The following is a 15,587-nucleotide window of genomic DNA, read 5'->3' on the forward strand; positions in this document are numbered from 1 at the left end:
CCGGGGCAGCGGCGGTTACCGCTCCCCTTCTGCTGAGTCCCCGGCGTCCCCGGCGTCCCCGGCTTGCTGGTGCGCCGCCCGCACGATCCGCTCGGCGAAGGGCTCGCGCTCCAGGGCCCGGATGGCGGCGGTGACCACCTCGTCCAGCGGGCATGGCAGTTCGGCGTCCAGCCGCGCCTGCGCCGCCGCCACCGCCTCCCACTCGGCCGCCAGCGCGGGCAGCAGGGCGCGGGCACCGCCGGTGAGGCTGACGAGCCGCTGCCGCGCGTCGCTGCCCGGCCGCAGCTCCACCAGGCCCCGCGCCCGCATCTGGGCCACGGTCTGCGAGGCCGCCGAGTGCGTCACGCCCAGGGCGCCGGCCAGGTCGCGGATCGGCAGCGGCCCCAGCGCGTGCAGGGCCCGGATGACGGGCGAGAACCGCGGCCGCGTCCCGGCGGGCAGCCCGAACTCCTCACCCGCGGCCGCGACGCCGCCCTCCAGCAGCTCCAGCAGGTGCCGCAGCCGGGTGCCGAGCCCGGAGAAACCGGCGGAATCGCCTGTCATGGCCGCCTAATATAACAGCGCTTATACATCTGCGCGGGCGGCGCCCGCCCTGCTGAGAGGACACACCCGATGAGCGGCCTGTACCCCGAGACCGAGCCGTACGCGACCGGCACGCTCGACGTGGGCGACGGCCACCGCCTGTACTGGGAGACGTGCGGTGCCCCGGACGGCAAACCCGTCGTGGTGCTGCACGGCGGCCCCGGCTCCGGCTGCACCTCCGGGATGCGGCGCTTCTTCGACCCCGCCGCCTACCGGATCGTCCTGTTCGACCAGCGCGGCTGCGGCCGCTCCACCCCGCACGCCAGCGAGCGAGCCGCCGACCTGTCCGCCAACACCACCGCCCACCTGCTCGCGGACCTCGAGCGGCTCAGGGAGCACCTGGGCATCGAGCGGTGGCAGGTCTTCGGCGGCTCGTGGGGCTGCGCCCTCGGCCTGCTCTATGCCGAGCGCCACCCGGACCGGGTGACCGAGCTGGTCCTGACGGGCGTGGCCACCGGGCGCCGCGCCGAGACCGACCTGCTGACCCGGGGCCTCGGCGCCTACTTCCCCGCCGCCTGGCGGCGCTTCCGCGACGGCGCCCCCGCCGACGGGCGCGACGGCGACCTCGCCGCGGCCTACGCGCGGCTGCTGGCCGACCCCGATCCGGCCGTTCACGAGCGCGCGGCCCGCGACTGGTGCGACTGGGAGGAGGCGATCGACGTGACCCGCGAAGGGCCAAGCCCTCGTTTCGCCTCCCCCCGGTTCCGGCTCGCCTTCGCCCGGCTGGTCACCCACTACTGGAGCCATGGCTCGTGGCTGGAGGAGGGGCAGGTGCTGCGCGAGGCGCCCGCGCTGGCGGGCATCCCTGGTGTGATGGTGCAGGGCAGCCTGGACCCGGGCAACCTGCTCGGCACCCCCTGGGAGCTGGCCCGGGCCTGGCCCGACGGCGAGCTGTGCCTCATCGACGAGGCCGGGCACAGCATCGGCGACGCGGGCATGGCCGAGGCGCTCGTCGCGGCCACCGACCGGTTCGCGCGGCGCGGCCGCTGAGCTGACGGCGCGTGGAACCGCGGCGCCTGAAGGGGACGTTGTGTCTGGTGACAGCGAAGGTCCTCATGAGAAGGAGAACGCCGGAATGGTGTTCAAGAAGCTGCTCGCCTCGCTCGGGGTGGGCGGCCCCTCGGTCGACACGGTGCTCGACGGCGGCTCCGTGCTCCCCGGCTCGGCGGTGAGCGGGCAGGTCATGATCCGCGGCGGCAACCAGGACGTCGAGATCCAGCACGTCACCCTCCACCTGGTCGCCCGGGTGGAGATCGAGACGGACGACGCGGAGTACAACGGCGAGGCGTCGTTCGGCCGTTTCGGCGTGAGCGGTGGGTTCGCGCTGGCCGCCGAGCAGCAGCTGGCCCTGCCGTTCACGCTGTCCCTGCCGTGGGAGACGCCGGTGACGGAGCTTTACGGCCGCCCGCTGGGCATCGCGCTCGGCGTGCGGACGGAGCTGGCGGTCGCCGGAGCGGTGGACAAGGGCGACCTTGACCCGCTGGCGATCCGTCCGCTGCCGGTGCAGCAGTCGGTGCTCGAGGCGCTGGGGCAGCTCGGCTTCACCTTCCGCTCGGCCGACCTGGAGCAGGGGCACATCCGCGGCACCGGCCAGACCCTGCCGTTCTACCAGGAGATCGAGCTGTCGCCCGGGCCGCAGTTCGCGCACGCCCTCAACCAGCTGGAGGTCACCTTCCTGACCTCCGAGTCGGGCGTGGAGGTCGTCCTCGAGGGTGACAAGCGGCGCGGGCTGCTGGGCAGCACCGACGTGCTGACCAAGTTCACCCTGGGGCACCACGAGGCCGGCCGCTCCGACATGACCGACCTGGTCGGGTCGTGGGTCAACCAGCTGGCCAGCCGCCGCTGACAGGAGAACGCCCTGGCACGGCGCGGCCGGCGGTGGCGGGTGCCGCCTGAGCGGCCCCGTCACCCCGGCCCCGTCCCCGGGTGCCGCGGCGGCATCAGACTGCGCCTGGCGGCGCCAGGCGTGTCAGGCAGTCAGCCGCGTCAGTCGAGGTAGCCCCAGATCCGGCACATCTCGCGGAGCTCCTCCGCGATCTCCTCGGGCTTGGGCAGGGCCCGGCCCGGCTGGATGGTGCCGGTCCTGATCTTCTCTTTCCAGTCGCCGATGCCCTTGACGAAGTCGCCGTGGTTCTTCTGCCCGTAGCTGATCATCCCGGGGTCCCACGGGATGCCGAGGAACTCGCAGATCCGGCGGGTCTGGACCTCCGGCTCGCTGGTCATGTCCTCGTAGCGCACGGTGAGACCGGGGAGGTTCTGGCGGGCCTCCTCCAGCGCCACCATGTACTTGAGGGTGTGCGGCACGGCCTTCTCCATGGGCCGCTTCTCGGGATCGCCCTCGTGCCAGGAGCGGGCGATGGACATCGGGTGGCGCATCAGGAAGATGAACCGGGCGTCCGGCCAGCAGGTGGCCAGCCGCTTCCACACGAAGACGTTGCTGGGCGTCTTCTCGACGACGGTCTCCTTGCCGCTGCGCACGAGTTCGCGGTGGAGGATCCGGTCCCACAGCATGTGCTCGATATCGGCGGTGTTATGGCCGAATCCCTCCATCGCGGCGACGACGGGGCGCGTCGTGAGGTTGACGGTCAGGCGCCGCACGTGCGTCTCGTGGGGCGCGTGCAGCTTGGGGTGGCTGTTGAGCACAACGCGCAGCAGCGTGGAACCCGAGCGGGGCGGCGAGAGGACGATCACCGGGGCCTTGAGCAGGCGGTCGGTCTCGGGGTCGGCCGGCGGGCGCGCGGACGCCGCGACCTTCCCGTAGCTGCTGTCCTTCGGCTTCGGCGCCGCCGGCGCCTCGGCGGTGGGGGAGGAAGCGGAGGCGGCCGGCTCCTTCGGCCCGGCTGGTCCCGTTTCACCGCCCGGAGCGCGGGAAACCCGCTTGCCGGTGGCTCGTTGAAGGGCGGCATTGGCTTTGCGCTTCCACTGCATGGCGCTGAGGCTAGCAAGCCCTCCCCCAACCGGCCCTGTGCGGTCACGAGTCCGGGGACGAGTATTAACCGAACTTTCCCCATACGATCTCCGCCGTTCCTCAGCCTCGTCACCACACGCTACGCTGTGTAGTGACGCCGGAACGGTGTATTGCTGGCGTGTGAACGGTTCTGATTCGACGTGCGTTGTTCTTCTTCCCCGATGGTGTTTAGCCTCAGAGGCCATGACTCTGCTACGTAAACTCAATGCTGCCCTCGGCTCCGTCACGGGGTTCGAGGTACGCCGGGCCCGCCCCAAGGGCTCCGCCGCTGCCCCCGCGGCCAAGAAGGCGCTGCCCAAGGCCAAGCGCACTGCCAAGCCCAAGTCGCAGCCGCTCTTCTACCGCGAGCCGGTCGACCCCGAGCGGGACCGGCTGCTGCGTCAGCCCGTCTTCATCATTGCCCCGGTCCGCTCCGGCTCAACCCTGCTGCGCCTGCTGCTCAACGCCCACTCCCAGCTGCACGCGCCGCATGAGCTGCACTTCCGCCGCCTGGAAGTGAAAGCCAGCACCTCGCTGGCCGTGCGCTCGATGGAGGCGCTGGATCTCAAGCAAAGCGACCTGGAACACCTCCTGTGGGACCGGGTGCTCCACCGCGAGCTGGAGAAATCGGGCAAGCGGTTCATCGTGGAAAAGACCCCGAGCAACGCCTTCGTCTACAAGCGCATCGCCGCCTGCTGGCCCGACGCCCGTTTCATCTTCCTGCTGCGACACCCCGTTTCCATCGCCACCTCCTGGCACGAGGCCGACCCCAAGAAGCGGAACGCCGAGGAGGCGGCGCTGGACGCCCTGCGCTACATGAACGCAGTTGAACGCGCCAGGAAGAACCTGCCCGGGCACCTGGTGCGGTATGAGGAGGTCACCAGCGACCCGACCAGCGCACTGAAGGGCATCTGCTCCTTCCTCGGCCTGGAGTTCGAACCGGAAATGCTGGACTACGGCAGCAAGGCCAACGGCGACTTCACCAAGGGCCTTGGCGACTGGAAAGACAAGATCAAGTCCGGGACCATCCAGCCAGGCCGCGAACTGCCCTCCAGCCCCGAGGACATCCCCGAGCCGCTGCGTGAGATCAGCGCCGCCTGGGGCTACATGGACGCCGCCAAGCTGACCGCCGACGGACGGGTGCCGTGAGCGGACACGCCGAGATCGCACAGGTCTGGCCGCGCGACGGGAGGATCCGGCTCGTCGGCGCCCTCCACGGGGAGCGGCCCGCCCCCGGCCCGGCCAAGGACTGGCGGCTGCTTGTGGTGCTGCGGGACGGGGACGCCACGGAACGGGAGTACCCGGCCCCGCTCGACGGCACGGACGGCGGGTTCGACGTGTCCTTCCCGGTGGCCGATCTCATCGCCGGCGGACTGCCGGTGCCCGCGGTGTGGGATCTGTACCTGGCGGGCGAGTCGGACTCCGGCCCCGCGCGGCTCCGTGCCGGACGCCAGCTGGACGACATCAAGAGAAAGAAGAACATCATGGTGTTCCCGGCCCAGCCGGTCGCCGCCTCGGGCACGAAGGCCCGAGTGAAGCCGTACTACACGATCAAGGACAACCTGTCCGTCGAATGCCTCCCCGACAAGGCGTGAGGTGCGGCTGCGCTGATGAAGATCCGCTACCTGATCATGCACGCCTACGGGACGGGCGGCACGATCCGCACCGTCTTCACCCAGGCCAGCACCATGGCTGCGGCCGGACACGACGTCGAGGTCGTCAGCGTGCTGCGCCGCTCGGACGAGCCCCGGTTCCCGCTCGACCCCCGGGTGAGGCTGTGGGCGCTCACCGACCAGCGCCCTCATGCGCCCGCCGAGGAGCTGCCCCGCGGGCCGCTCGCGCGCCGGCGCGCGCAGCACGCGGCCGCGCAGGCGGGCAAGCCGCCGCACCACATTCCTGAGGGAGAGTTCGGGCACAGCCACTTCGACAGGCGCATAGAGCTTGCCACGATCGACTACCTGCGGCAGCTCACGGACGGGATCCTGGTCACCACCCGCCCCGCGCTGAACATACTGGCCGCCCTGTTCGCCACCTCGGGCGTGGTCAAAGTGGCGCAGGAGCACATGAACCTCTCCACGCACCGTCCCGACGTGCGGGAGGCCATCGCCCGGCTGTACCCGGCGTTCGACGCCGTCGCCGTCCTCACGCACCGGGACCGCCAGGACTACGAGCAGTGGGCGCCGGGCACCCGCGTCGTCCGCGTGCCGAACGCGGTGCACTCGCTGAAGCAGAAGCCGTCGACCTGCTCCAGCAAGATCGCCGTGGCCGCGGGGAGGTTCCGCACGCAGAAGGGGTTCGACATGCTGATCCCCGCCTTCGCGCAGGCGGTGGAGGAGTTCCCCGACTGGCAGCTGCGTATCTTCGGCTCCGGCGAGAAGCAGGGCCAGCTGCGTCGCCTCATCGAGAAGCACCACATGTACAACCACATCTTCTTGATGGGGATGACCGACAAGCTGGACGACGAGCTGGCCAAGGCCTCGATGTATGTGCTGAGTTCGCGCTTCGAGGGACTGCCCATGGTCATGCTCGAGGCCATGTCCCACGCGCTTCCCGTGGTCAGCTTCGACTGCCCGACGGGCCCCGCCGACGTCATCACCGACGGCAAGGAGGGCCTGCTGGTGCCGCCGCGGGACGTGGACGGGCTGGCCCGGGCGATGAAGATCCTGATGGCGGACGAGGGGCTGCGGGCGGAGATGGGAGACGCCGCCCTGATGACCGTGCAGGACTACTCCCCCGAGTCCGTCCACGCCCAGTGGACTGAGCTGTTCGAGGAGCTGCTGGCGGAGAAGCGGCGCTGAGCCATGCCGGCGGCCGGGCGGGCCCCCGGCCGCCGGCCGTATCGGTCGCGGGTCCGTCACGGCTCCGCCACGGGACCCCCGTCCCGGCGTGCGCCGGCGCGTGCCGGGTGACTGTGAGGTGACTCTCGTAAAGCCTTCCCCAATTCATTTACCTGCGGTAAGCAAATTGTCTTAGGGTCACCTCATCGGTTGGTGTATGAGGGGAGACCAGTGACGCCGCGGACAACAACAGCACAGACGGCACAGACGGCCGGAGTCCCCGGCGCTACCTCCGGCCCGATGACGCATCCGCAGATCATGCGGGCGCTGTCCGGTCTGCTGCTGGGCATGTTCGCCGCGATCCTCTCCTCCACGATCGTCACCAACGCGCTGCCGCACATCGTGGGCGACCTCGGCGGCGGGCAGACCGCCTACACATGGGTCATCACGGCCACCCTGCTCGCCATGACCTCGTCCATGCCGCTGTGGGGAAAGCTCGCCGACCTGTTCAGCAAGAAGCTGCTGATCCAGCTGGCACTGCTCATCTACGTGGCCGGATCGCTGGTGGCCGGGCTGTCGCAGAACCCCGGCATGCTGATCGCCGTCCGGGTGGTGCAGGGCATCGGGGTCGGCGGCCTGGTCGGCCTGTCGCAGGTGATCATGGCCGCAATGATCGCTCCGCGCGAACGCGGCCGGTACAGCGGCTACCTGGGCGCGACGTTCGCGCTCGCCACCGTCTCCGGCCCGCTCATCGGCGGCGTGATCACCGACACCCCGGGGCTGGGCTGGCGCTGGTGCTTCTACATCGGCGTGCCGATCGCGCTCGCCGCGCTCGTCGTTCTCCAGCGCACGCTGCGGCTGCCGCTGGTGCGGCGCGAGGTCCGCATCGACTGGGCGGGCGCGCTGCTGATCAGCTCGTCGGCGAGCCTGCTGCTGGTCTGGGTGAGCCTGGCCGGCCAGCAGTACGACTGGGTGTCGTGGCAGACCGCGGCGCTGGTCGGCGGCGGAGCGGTGCTCGGCGTGGCGTTCGTGTTCGCCGAGCGGCGCGCCAGCGACCCGATCATCCCGCTGCGGCTGTTCCGCGACGCGACGATCGCGCTGACGACGGCGGCCTCGCTGTTCGTCGGCATCGCGATGTTCAGCGGGACGGTCTTCTTCAGCCAGTACTTCCAGCTCGCCCGCGGCCAGAGCGCGACCATGTCGGGCGTCATGACGATCCCGCTCATCGCCGGGCTGACCTTCTCCTCCACGCTCTCCGGCCAGCTGATCTCGCGCACCGGCCGCTGGAAGCGCTGGCTGGTGGCCGGCGGGGTGCTGGTCACCGCGGGCATGAGCCTGCTGGGCACCGCGCGGTACGACACCCCGTACTGGCGGGTGGCGGTCTTCATGGCGGTGATGGGCCTGGGCGTCGGCATGCTGCTGCAGAACCTGGTGCTGGCCGCCCAGAACCAGGTCGGACCGCGCGACCTGGGCGCCGCCAGCTCCCTGGTGGCGTTCTCGCGTTCGTTCGGCGGCGCCATCGGGGTCTCGGCGCTGGGCGCGGTGCTCGCCCAGCGGGTCAGCCACTACGCCGAGGACGGCATCGCGCGCCTGGGCGGCGGGCAGGCGGCTGAGGGGGCCTCCGCGCTGGAGGGCGGCAACATTCCCGACCTGGACCAGCTGCCGGGGCCGCTGCGCACGGTGGTCGAGAGCGCCTACGGGCACGGGATCGGGGACATCTTCCTGTACGCCGCGCCGAGCGCCTTGCTGACGCTGCTGATCAGCCTGTTCATCCGGGAATCGGTGCTGAAGACGAAGGCCCAGGCGGGCTGACCGCGGCGGCGCCGCCCGCCCCCCTGAGACGAGCGGGACAAAGCGGAGAAGCCCCCGAGAAGCAGCCGGCAAGCAGCTGTGAAGAACGAGAAGAAGCGGAGAAAAAAATTCCGCCGACGGACACGGTGCGTGATGGCCGTCGGCGGCATCGGAATCGGTGGCTGACGGGGACGGGACGTCCAGCGACGGGGCCGGTCAGGCGATGAGGAAGTCCGCCTCGCCCCGCTTGGCGCCGCGTATGAACGTCTCGATCTCCCGGTGGGTGTAGATCAGCGCGGGACCGTCCGGATCGGTGGACTGGCGCAGCGCCACCCGCCCGTCGGCCAGCTTCATCGCCTCGACGCAGTTGCCGCCGTTGGTGCCGCTCCAGGGCTTCTGCCAGCCCTCGGTGCCCAGGTCCTTGGCAGGCATGCCGTTGTAGACACGGCCGGTCTTGCCGCGTTCGTCGTGGCCCATGAGGTTCAGAGCTCCTTGCGAATCTCACCGAGGATGGCCCCGGTGTCCTGTACTCGTGCGGCCTGCGCGCTCATACGGTCGAGGACCTCGCGGTAGGCCGCCGTGTCCCGGGCGTCGTCCAGGTACACCGCGCCGGTGAGGCTCTCCGTGTAGACGATGTCCGGCAGTTCCGGGATCTCGAAACGGAAGAGCTGGAACGGCCCGAACATGCCCGGATGCGGGCCGGCCCGGAACGGCATGACCTGGAGGGTGACGTTCGGCAGCGCCGACGCCTCGACCAGGCGGTCGATCTGATCCCGCATCACCTGGGGATCGCCGACCCTGCGGCGCAGCACGTGCTCCTCGACCACCGCCCACAGCAGGGGTGCGCGGGGCCGGGTGAGCAGCTCCTGCCGCTGCATACGCAGCGCGACGCGGCGGTCGATCTCCTCCTCGGAGGCTCCGGGGAAGCCCGTCCGCAGCAGCACGCGCGCGTAATCCTCGGTCTGCAGCAGACCGGGGACGCAGTGGGGTTCGTAGGCCCGGATGACGCTCGCTTCGCTCTCCAGGCTGACGTAGAGACTGAACCAGTCGGGAAGAACGTCACGGAACCGGTGCCACCAGCCGGGGCGGTTGGCCTCCTCGACCAGGGCGAGGAAGCTCTCGATCTCCTCGTCCGGGACGCCGTACCGCTCCAGGAGCGCCTTGACGTACAGCGGCTTGAGGCCGACCTCCGCCTTCTCCATGCGGCGCACGGTGGTGGTGTTCACGCTCAGTGCCCTGGCCGCGTCCGCGAAGGAGCAGCCCGCGCGCTCGCGCAGGTCCCGCAGCCGCATGCCGAGGACGATCTGACCGACCGTCGGCCCCGAGCGTGCTTCGGCCACGGCGTTTCTCCCTCCTCGTCACCCCTGGCTGCTGGACGGCCCGCGCGTCCTCCCGCCGAACCTGGGCGTAAGTGTGCCACACACGTAGTGGCAGAGACAGAGATCCGGTCGCCTTCTGCGAATTGCAGAACTCCCCTTGCGCTATGCGCACGTGCGTGCGCATAGTAAGCACGTGACCCGGCTCACGATCGCTTCGGCACAGGGAAGGCGGATTCGCGCGTGTCTCCTCTCCACGGTCTGACGCCGCTGCCGCTGCCCAGGTCGCGGCCGCTCGGCGCCGACGCGGATCCGCCTGGCGAGCGCTTCATCCTCCCGCCCCGGTCCGAATCGGCCACGGCCGCCCGGCTGCTCGTCACCCACTGGCTCGGCCGCTGGGGCATGCCGGAGCAGGTCAGGGAGACGGCCCGGCTGCTGGTCTCCGAGCTGGTCGCCAATGCCGTGCTGCACACGGACAGCCGGCAGATCATCTGCCGCATCGAGGCCAGCGGCCCGTGCCTGCGGCTCGAGGTCGTCGACGAGGGGTCCGGGATCCCCGAGGCACCCTCCGACCCGGGCGCCGACGCCGAGTGCGGCCGCGGTCTGATGCTGCTGGACGCACTGGCCCACTCCTGGGGGGTGCTCCGCCCCGACCAGGGCGGGGGCTGCACCGTCTGGGCCGAGATCCGCCCCTAGCCCGGCGCCTCGCGGCGCAGCAGCAGCACGGCCACATCGTCCTCGGTGGGACCGTCGACGCCGCTGGTGTCGCACACCAGGTCCGCCAGCGACTCCAGATCCGCGGGGCCCGCTTGCATCGCCTGGGTGACGCGGGCGATGCCCTCGTCCATGTCGCCGCCGTGCCGCTCGACCAGTCCGTCGGTGCACATCAGCAGCGTCTCGCCAGGGCGGAGCACCGTGTCGGTCACCGGGTACTCCGCCGGCACCCCCATGACAGGCATGCCGAGGGGCAGGTCGCCGGGGACGGGCAGCGGCGCCGCGCCGCCGTCCGCGCGCAGCAGCAGCGGCTCCAGGTGCCCGGCCCGGACCAGCAGCAGGCGCCCGGTGGCCGGATCGAATTCGGCGTACAGGCAGGTGGCGAAACGCTCCGTCTCCAGATCGCCGAGGAAGCCTGCGGCCTGGGCCAGCACCCGGGTGGCCGGGTGCCCCTCGGAGGCATAGGCACGCACAACGGTCCGCAGCTGTCCCATGACGGCCGTCGCGTGCGGGTCGTGGCCCTGGACGTCACCGACGGCGGCGGCGAGCCGCCCGTCAGGCAGCGGGATCACGTCGTACCAGTCGCCGCCGATCTGCCGCCCCATCCCCGCCGAGCGGTAGCGGACGGCGATCCGCACGCCCGGCGCTTCGGGGATGCGGCGGGGCAGCATGGCGTGCTGGAGGTTCTCGGCGAGGTCGTGCTCCTGCTCCAGCAGCAGGGCGCGCTGGAGGCTCTGGGCCACGACGCCGCCGAGCGCGACGAAGAGGTTGCGTTCGGCGGGGGGGAAGGGACGGTCGTCGGGGAACATGATGCCGAGCCCGCCCAGCGGCCGGGCCTGGGCGACCAGCGGAAGGTAGACGCTGGCGCCGATCCGCAGCGAGCCGACGTAGGGCAGCAGGTCCGGGTAGCGGGTGACGAGCTCGTCGCGTGAGGACACGAAGACGGGCGTCTGAAGGCGCACGGCCTCAGACAGCGGCAGGTTGTCCTCGATCCTGGCGTGCTGCAGCGGTCTGATGTCGAGACCGCCCGGCGTCGCGGGCACGACGCGCAGGCGGCTGCCCTGGGCGACGCCGAGCAGCACGGTCACCGCCCGGAGGCGGCCCAGGCCCCGCGGGCTCGCCAGCACGTCGGTGACCTCACGCACGGTGCGCGCGGCCGCGAGGGCGCCGACCGCCTCCTCGACGACGCTCGCCCGGTGCTCCGGGGTGGTGCCGGGCGGCGGCTGGGCGGTGGTGCGGCCGAGTTCGGCGGAGGCGTCGCGGACGATGCCGATGATCCGGCGGGCGCGGCCCTCGCCGTCGCGGAGGATGCGGCCCTGGGTGTGGGTCCAGCGCAGCTCCCCGCCCTCGCTCTGGATGCGGAAGTAGGCGCCGTAGCCCTGCTCGCCCTGCCGGATGGCCCGGGTCACCAGTGCGTTGAGCCGGGCCCACTCGGCGTCGGGGATCCGCCGGCGGAGACTGTCCGGCCGTCCCTCGAAGTCCTCGGGGGCCATCCGGTAGAGGTCCAGGCCCGTGCGGTCCATGTGGAGCCGGTCGCGGTCGAGGTCCCAGTCGAAGCAGCCCATGCGGTTCATGGCCAGGCTGACCGAGGCCCCTACCGGCCAGTCGTCCGGCACCGGGGCGGCAGGCGGGGCCGCGGCCGCCTTACGTCTACGCATGTCCCATCCGCACAGCGAGGAGGCTGATGCCCTTTTTATGATGGTAAGACCTTATTCATCCACACCTTCACTCGTGCATTCACCCGAGCGAGGGGGTGACCCGACAGTGCCCACCCTGTGACCTTCTTTTGACGCATGCACCCAGCTCGGCCGGGTAGGCGCGGCCCTATCTGCCCTGAGAGCCCGCCCTGGCCCGGCGGCCTGGCGCGGGTGATGGGGGACACTCGGGAAGCGAAAAACAGAGAGAGATATGGATAGATGAAGAGCGTGTCGGGTGATAAAGACTCCCTCGCAGCGAGTAGCCCCACAGGCCCGCTGCTGGGGAAGCCAGTGACCGATCCGGTCGTCTTCGGCGTCGCCGCCGCGGTGACCCTGTTCTTCGTGCTGTGGGGCACGCTGGCCACGGACAACCTCGCCGAGGTCTCCAGCGATGTGCTGGGTGAGGTGATTCACAGCGGCGGCTGGGGCTTCGTGCTCGCGGCCTCCGGGTTCGTGCTCTTCGCCCTGTGGCTCGCGGCCAGCCGGTACGGCAGGATCACGCTCGGCCGGGAGGGCGAGGAGCCCGAGTTCCGCACCGTCTCGTGGGTCGCGATGATGTTCAGCGCCGGCATGGGCATCGGGCTGATGTTCTTCGGGGTGTACGAGCCGCTGAACCACTACACGTCCCCGCCGCCCGGCACCTCCCCCGAGGACTCGGGGGACAGCATGGCCACCTCGATGGCGACGACGCTCTTCCACTGGACCCTCCACCCCTGGGCCATCTACGCCGTCGTCGGCATGGCCATCGCCTACAGCGCCTTCCGGCGCGGCAGGCGGCAGACGATCAGCGCGGTCTTCACCCCGCTGATCGGCGAGCGGCAGGCCAACGGCACCCTCGGCCGCGTCATCGACATCCTCGCGATCGTCGCGACGCTCTTCGGCTCCGCGGCCTCCCTGGGCCTGGGCGCGCTGCAGATCGGCAGCGGCATCGAGGAGCTCGGCTGGATGGCGGACGTCGGCACCGGGATACTGGTGGTGGTCATCATCGTCCTGACGGCCGCGTTCGTGCTCTCGGCGGTGTCCGGCGTGGCCAAGGGCATCCAGTGGCTGTCCAACATCAACATGGTGCTGGCGGTCCTTCTGGTGGCCTTCGTCTTCGTGGTCGGGCCCACCGTCCTGATCCTGGACCTGCTGCCGACGTCCGTGGGCGCCTTCATCGGAGACCTGCCGGAGATGGCCGCGCGCACCGAGGCCAGCGCCGGTGAGGGCGTCGCCGAGTGGCTGAGCGGCTGGACCGTCTTCTACTGGGCCTGGTGGATCTCCTGGACGCCGTTCGTCGGCATGTTCATCGCGCGCATCAGCCGGGGGCGCACCATCCGGGAGTTCGTCGGAGGCGTGATCCTGGTGCCGAGCGCCGTCAGCCTGGTGTGGTTCGCGATCCTCGGCGGCAGCGCCATGCGCGAGGAGGAACAGGGGGCCAACCTGACGGCGGACTCCACGCAGGAGGGCCAGCTCTTCGGCCTGCTGCGGGAGTACCCGGTCTTCGGCCTGACCGCCGTCGTGGTCATGATCCTCGTCGGCATCTTCTTCGTCTCCGGCGCGGACGCGGCCTCGGTCGTGATGGGCACTCTGTCCCAGAAGGGCACGCTGGAGCCGTCGCGGCTCGTCGTCATCTTCTGGGGCGCGCTCACCGGCGCGGTCGCCGCGGTCCTGCTGCTCGTCGGCGACGGCGGCAGCACGGCGCTCGACGGCCTGCAGAACATGACGATCCTCGCGGCGCTGCCGTTCACCCTGGTGATGATCGGCTTGTGCGCGGCGCTGATGCGCGACCTGCGGCGCGACCCGCTGATCCTGCGCGGCGAGCAGGGCGAGGAGGCCGTGGAGCTGGCCGTGATCGCCGGACAGGAGAAGTACGGCGGCGACTTCGAGATCCGCATCGGCCCGGCCAAGAACAACGGGTCACCGGAGCCCGTGGGCAACGGCCGCGGCCCCCAGCGGGGTTCCGGCAGCTGACCCGCTGCGCTGACCCGTGCCTGGACGGCCCCGCCCCCGGATTCCCGGGCGCGGGGCCGCCGCATCCCGCCGCGCGGCCGGCGGGCCCGGTCCGGCGGCCGGTCACAGCGCCCGGGCGGCGGCGCGGCCCGCGGTGCGGCCAGTGAACAGGCAGCCGCCCAAAAACGTGCCCTCCAGGGACCGGTAGCCGTGCATGCCGCCGCCTCCGAATCCGGACGCCTCCCCGGCGGCGTACAGCCCCGGCACCGGGCGGCCGTCGGCGCCGAGCACCCGGCCCGTCAGGTCGGTCTCAATGCCGCCGAGCGTCTTGCGGGTAAGCACGCTCAGGCGCACGGCGATGAGCGGCCCGGCCGCCGGGTCGAGCAGGCGGTGCGGTGCGGCCACCCTGACCAGGCGGTCACCCGCGTAGCGGCGGGCCTGGCGGATCGCGGCGACCTGGAGGTCCTTGGTGAAGGGGTTGCGGATCTCCCGGTCCCTGGCCTCGATCTCGCGGCGCAGCACCCGTTCGTCGATGAGGCGCTCGCCGGTCAGCTCGTTCATGCCGCGCACGAGCGCCGCCAGGTCCCGCTCGACGACGAAGTCGGCGCCGTGCCGGAGGAAGGCGCGCACGGGCGCGGGCGCGCCGGAGCGCACCCGGGACAGGACCTGCCACACGTCCTTGCCGGTGAGGTCAGGGTTCTGCTCGGAGCCGGAGAGGGCGAACTCCTTCTCCACGATGCGGCGGGTGAGCACGAACCACGAGTGGTCGTGCCCGGTGCGGCGCAGGTGCGCGAGCGTGCCCAGGGTGTCGAAGCCGGGGAAGAGCGGCACCGGCAGCCGGCGGCCGGTGGCGTCGAGCCACAGCGAGGAGGGGCCGGGCAGGATGCGGATGCCGTGTCCGCTCCAGACCGGGTTCCAGTTGGCGATGCCCTCGGTGTAGTGCCACATCCGGTCGCGGTTGATCAGGCGGGCGCCCGCGCGCTCGGCGACGCCGAGCATCAGGCCGTCGACGTGCGCGGGGACGCCGGTGAGCAGGCGCGCCGGCGGTTCGCCCAGCCGTTCGGGCCAGCAGGCGCGCACCAGGTCGTGGTTGCCGCCGATGCCGCCGGAGGCGATGAGCACGGCCTGGGCGCGGAGTTCGAACGCGCCGATGACCTGCCGGTTGCTGGCGGCGCCGCGGCGCGCGGAGCTGGGGGCCAGGACCTCGCCGGTGACGGTGTCGACCGCTCCCCCGCTGCTCGCCAGTCCCGTGACGCGGTGGCGGTAGCGCGTCTCGGCCAGGCCGCGCTCCACCGCCTCGCGCAGCCGGCGGACGAACGGCGCGACGACGCCCGGGCCGGTGCCCCAGACGATGTGGAAGCGGGGCACGGAGTTGCCGTGGCCGGTGGCGTGGTAGCCGCCGCGCTCGGCCCAGCCGACGACGGGGAAGAAACGCACGCCCAGGCCACGCAGCCAGGCGCGCTTCTCCCCCGCGGCGAAGTCGACGTACGCCTCGGCCCAGCGGCGCGGCCAGTGGTCCTCGGGCCGGTCGAAGCCGGCGGAGCCCAGCCAGTCCTGCCAGGCGAGGTCGCGGCTGTCGCGCACGCCCAGCCGCCGCTGCTCGGGCGATCCGACGAGGAACAGGCCGCCGAACGACCAGTGCGCCTGCCCGCCGAGCGAGGCCGCGGGCTCCTGGTCCAGCAGGATGACGCGCCGTCCGGCGGCGGTCAGCTCGGCGGTGGCGGTCAGGCCGGCGAGCCCCGCGCCGATGACGATGACGTCCGCGTCGTATGCCATGGCGGTGATCCTGGGTGCAGGTGCCCTCCCGCGTCAACGCCCCGGACCGGCGGCC

Annotated in this window: 13 protein-coding genes and 1 pseudogene; 8 read left to right on the forward strand and 6 right to left on the reverse strand. The window is 71.6% G+C overall.

Translation table 11 applies throughout. From position 1 onward, the window contains the following. Positions 1–15: 15 nt before the first annotated feature. Positions 16–543 (reverse strand): MarR family winged helix-turn-helix transcriptional regulator, encoded by a 528-nt coding sequence (locus tag JK356_RS19510; RefSeq protein ID WP_201869973.1) that lies wholly within the window; start codon positions 541–543, stop codon positions 16–18. A gap of 69 nt (positions 544–612) precedes the next feature. On the opposite strand from JK356_RS19510, the gene pip reads away from it, so the two are divergent. Further along, positions 613–1,572 carry a prolyl aminopeptidase gene (pip, locus tag JK356_RS19515; protein WP_201869974.1) on the forward strand — a complete coding sequence of 320 codons (960 nt, stop codon included), beginning with the start codon at positions 613–615 and terminating at the stop codon, positions 1,570–1,572. An 85-nt stretch (positions 1,573–1,657) separates the two neighbouring features. Next, positions 1,658–2,425: pseudogene (locus JK356_RS19520) on the forward strand (sporulation protein); the annotation flags it as partial. A gap of 143 nt (positions 2,426–2,568) precedes the next feature. Here JK356_RS19520 and JK356_RS19525 read toward each other — a convergent pair. Beyond that, positions 2,569–3,510 (reverse strand): sulfotransferase, encoded by a 942-nt coding sequence (locus JK356_RS19525; RefSeq protein ID WP_201869976.1) that lies wholly within the window; start codon positions 3,508–3,510, stop codon positions 2,569–2,571. A 223-nt stretch (positions 3,511–3,733) separates the two neighbouring features. Here JK356_RS19525 and JK356_RS19530 point away from each other — a divergent pair, with 223 nt between their 5' ends. The 4 genes from JK356_RS19530 (at position 3,734) to JK356_RS19545 (ending at position 8,118) form a co-directional block, all read left to right on the forward strand. Further along, the gene (locus JK356_RS19530; protein ID WP_201869977.1) at positions 3,734–4,678 is read left to right on the forward strand and encodes a sulfotransferase; all 945 of its coding nucleotides are present in this window, start codon (positions 3,734–3,736) and stop codon (positions 4,676–4,678) included. Next, positions 4,675–5,124 carry a hypothetical protein gene (locus JK356_RS19535; RefSeq protein WP_201869978.1) on the forward strand — a complete coding sequence of 150 codons (450 nt, stop codon included), beginning with the start codon at positions 4,675–4,677 and terminating at the stop codon, positions 5,122–5,124. The genes JK356_RS19530 and JK356_RS19535 overlap by 4 nt, the downstream gene beginning before the upstream one ends. A gap of 15 nt (positions 5,125–5,139) precedes the next feature. Continuing rightward, the gene (locus JK356_RS19540) at positions 5,140–6,327 is read left to right on the forward strand and encodes a glycosyltransferase family 4 protein (RefSeq protein ID WP_201869979.1); all 1,188 of its coding nucleotides are present in this window, start codon (positions 5,140–5,142) and stop codon (positions 6,325–6,327) included. Between the two features lie 279 nt (positions 6,328–6,606). After that, the gene (locus tag JK356_RS19545; protein ID WP_201869980.1) at positions 6,607–8,118 is read left to right on the forward strand and encodes an MDR family MFS transporter; all 1,512 of its coding nucleotides are present in this window, start codon (positions 6,607–6,609) and stop codon (positions 8,116–8,118) included. Positions 8,119–8,313: 195 nt separating this feature from the next. Here JK356_RS19545 and JK356_RS19550 read toward each other — a convergent pair whose 3' ends face one another. Both JK356_RS19550 and JK356_RS19555 read right to left on the reverse strand, forming a co-directional pair. After that, positions 8,314–8,574 (reverse strand): DUF397 domain-containing protein, encoded by a 261-nt coding sequence (locus JK356_RS19550; RefSeq protein WP_201869981.1) that lies wholly within the window; start codon positions 8,572–8,574, stop codon positions 8,314–8,316. 5 nt (positions 8,575–8,579) lie between these two features. Next, positions 8,580–9,437: a helix-turn-helix transcriptional regulator gene (locus JK356_RS19555; protein WP_201869982.1), complete on the reverse strand. Its 858-nt coding sequence runs from the start codon at positions 9,435–9,437 to the stop codon at positions 8,580–8,582. 219 nt (positions 9,438–9,656) lie between these two features. On the opposite strand from JK356_RS19555, the gene JK356_RS19560 reads away from it, so the two are divergent. Then, a complete protein-coding gene (locus tag JK356_RS19560; protein ID WP_307815766.1) occupies positions 9,657–10,109 on the forward strand; it encodes an ATP-binding protein in 453 nt (150 codons plus the stop codon). Here the strand turns inward: JK356_RS19560 and JK356_RS19565 are convergent. Further along, entirely contained in the window at positions 10,106–11,785 is a 1,680-nt protein-coding gene (locus JK356_RS19565) for a SpoIIE family protein phosphatase (protein WP_201869983.1), read from the reverse strand. The genes JK356_RS19560 and JK356_RS19565 overlap by 4 nt on opposite strands. Before the next feature lie 258 nt (positions 11,786–12,043). Between JK356_RS19565 and JK356_RS19570 the strand changes: the two genes are divergently transcribed. Next, complete coding sequence (locus JK356_RS19570; protein ID WP_201869984.1) at positions 12,044–13,777, forward strand: BCCT family transporter; 1,734 nt, start codon at positions 12,044–12,046, stop codon at positions 13,775–13,777. 102 nt (positions 13,778–13,879) lie between these two features. Here the strand turns inward: JK356_RS19570 and JK356_RS19575 are convergent, their stop codons facing one another. Beyond that, entirely contained in the window at positions 13,880–15,532 is a 1,653-nt protein-coding gene (locus JK356_RS19575; RefSeq protein ID WP_201869985.1) for an FAD-binding dehydrogenase, read from the reverse strand. Positions 15,533–15,587: the final 55 nt, after the last annotated feature.

Source organism: Streptomyces sp. 7-21 (assembly GCF_016741785.1).
GTDB lineage: Bacteria > Actinomycetota > Actinomycetes > Streptomycetales > Streptomycetaceae > Streptomyces.